This is a genomic window from Caballeronia zhejiangensis, from assembly GCF_000698575.1.
GTDB lineage: Bacteria > Pseudomonadota > Gammaproteobacteria > Burkholderiales > Burkholderiaceae > Caballeronia > Caballeronia zhejiangensis.
In genome coordinates this window covers 1-2,241 of the sequence record NZ_JFHD01000092.1, presented here as the reverse complement: position 1 = coordinate 2,241, position 2,241 = coordinate 1, and the positions used below count along the sequence as shown (strand labels likewise).

Sequence of the window (2,241 nt, the reverse complement as noted above, 5' to 3'; positions counted from 1 at the left end):
CCGAGGCTTACGCAGCGCAGGGCATTTTCGGCCAGGATATTGCTGATCTCGGCCTGACCGTCTTCGCAGAACAGCATCAATTCGGCCCAGCGATTCAACGAGTAGTTGATTGCGCCGGCCAGCTCCGACTTGCGCGACAGCGTCGCAACCTTGGCCCTGATCTTCGTCTCGAATGCGATGAGCAGAGGCTTGCTCTTCTCTTGCCGCACTCGCAGCCGTTCGGTGGCTGGTTTGCCGCGGATATCGGCCTCGATGCTGTAGAGCTCGCCGAGCATATCGAGCAGTTCCTGCGTGTCGTCGGTCGGCGTGCTGGCGTGAATTTCGTAGTACCGTCTCCTGGCATGGTCCCAGCACGCTGCCTGACGAACTTTGCCGCTGGCGTACAGCTCGTTGAAGCCATCGTAGCCGTCCGCTTGCAGGATGCCTTTGAATCCGGCGAGACGGGTCTGGGGATGGATGCCTTTGCGGTCGGACGAGTAGTCGAACCACACTGCGGCCGGTTCGTTCGAACCCGAGCGACGATCGTCACGGACGTAGACCCACAGGCGACCTGTCCTGGTCTTCTTGTTGCCCGGCGCGAGCACGGGAATCGGTGTGTCGTCCGCATGCAGCTTCGTGCCGGCCATCGTATAGCGGCGCAGTGCCTCGGTCAGCGGGCGGCAGAGCTCCTCGCACTGACCAACCCAGCGCCCCATGCTCGCGCGGTCGAGCGTGACGCCGTCGCGTGCGGCGATCTCCGACTGACGGTACAACGGGGTATGGTCCGCGTACTTGGCAACGAGGATGTCAGCCAACAGGCTCGGGTGGGCAATGCTGCGCTCGATCGGCAGACCAGGCATTGGCGGCTGCGAGAAGTGATTGCAGCAGGTGCAGACGCCCTTGCGTCGGATCGTGCGGATCACCTTGAAGGCGGCCGAGACGCGAGCGAGCTGCTCGGAAATGTCTTCGCCGATCAACCGCATGGCGTTTCCGCACAGTGGGCAGCCCGGATCGAGTTCGAGCACATGCTCTTCGCGCGGCAGATGGGGCGGCAGCGCCTCCTTCGGCGACAGGTTACCGCCGGACGTGCTTGCGGGCGACGCGCGGGCACGGCGCACATCCGCAACGCCGCGCCCGGCAGCCAGTTCCTCCAGCTCGGTCTCGAGCCGGGCGATCTGACGGTCAAGCTGCTCGGACTTGCGACCAAAGTGCATCCGCTTGAGCTTGTCGATCTGCGCCTTTAGCCGCTCGATCTCGAGATCCTGCTCGGCCATGTCCCGCCGCAGCCGCTCGATCTCGCCACTTTGTTCGGCAAGCGACGCGCGTTGCGCAAGCACCAAGGCTTGCAGCGCGTGGACATCCTCAGGGAGATCGGCGCCGTTCGACATGAGGCGCAGTTTACGAGCCTTCCGCGCGGTTTACAACATCGACAGTGCAGCGGTGCGGCGTGGTTGCCTCCAGTCAATGCCCTCAAGCAACATCGAGAGCTGAGCAGAGGTCAGGCAGACCTTGCCGCCATCGGCCTGTGGCCAGACGAAACGCCCTCGCTCCAATCGTTTCGCGAGAAGCCAGATCCCGTCCTCAGTAGCCCAAAGCACCTTTACGAGATCACCGCGGCGCCCGCGAAAAATGAAGACGTTCCCGCCCAGGGGGTTCTCTTCAAGCGCCGTTTGCACCTTGGCGGCCAGACCCTGGAAGCCGCAACGCATATCAGTGATACCCGCTACAAGCCAGACGCGCGCGCCTGAAGGCAGGCCGATCATCGGGTAAGCTCGCGAATGAGTAGCCGCAGTATCGCCGGTGAAACGTCACCGGCGATGCGAACGCGTGCACGATCAAATTCGATCTCGCAGACGTTCTCGGGTGGCGAGTTAGTCTCGTGGCTATTGGGCGCGACCTCCGACGTCTCCGTCACAATGCTCACCGGCAGTAGTACCGGCGCACCGGTCTCAGGATTTGCGACTGCAGCCGCATGCTCGGGATGTGGTGTACCGAATATGCCCTGAAGATACTGCCGTCGCCACCTGAACAGCAGATTGGTGTTGATGTCGTTACGCCGCGCAACCAGCGATACAGAAGCCCCGGGCTCGAAGGTCTGCTCGGCCAAGTGCCGCTTGGTAGCGACGGGAAAGTTCGGTCGTTTGATCTTCGGGCTACGACTCAATGTCTCGTCCACTTTAGTTCCCATCAAATCGTTTAGTGGGAACTAAACTACCGACCATCTCAATCAGCCGTCGAGAACGGCCCTCGCGAGCCGCTTAC

Annotated in this window: 3 protein-coding genes; all 3 read right to left on the bottom strand. The window is 62.2% G+C overall.

Translation table 11 applies throughout. The features are described from left to right. Positions 1-1,367: IS66 family transposase (gene tnpC / locus BG60_RS36005; RefSeq protein ID WP_034474627.1), on the bottom strand; the 1,367-nt coding region annotated here is incomplete at its 3' end. Between the two features lie 30 nt (positions 1,368-1,397). Beyond that, complete coding sequence (gene tnpB, locus BG60_RS36000) at positions 1,398-1,742, bottom strand: IS66 family insertion sequence element accessory protein TnpB (RefSeq protein WP_034474626.1); 345 nt, start codon at positions 1,740-1,742, stop codon at positions 1,398-1,400. Further along, a complete protein-coding gene (gene tnpA, locus BG60_RS35995) occupies positions 1,739-2,167 on the bottom strand; it encodes an IS66-like element accessory protein TnpA (RefSeq protein ID WP_034474624.1) in 429 nt (142 codons plus the stop codon). The genes tnpB and tnpA overlap by 4 nt, the downstream gene beginning before the upstream one ends. Between the last annotated feature and the right edge of the window lie 74 nt (positions 2,168-2,241).

Coding starts and splice junctions, on each gene's coding strand:
- tnpA (WP_034474624.1), bottom strand. CDS start 2,167: ATGGGAACTAAAGTGGACGAGACATTGAGTCGTAGCCCGAAGATCAAA.
- tnpB (WP_034474626.1), bottom strand. CDS start 1,742: ATGATCGGCCTGCCTTCAGGCGCGCGCGTCTGGCTTGTAGCGGGTATC.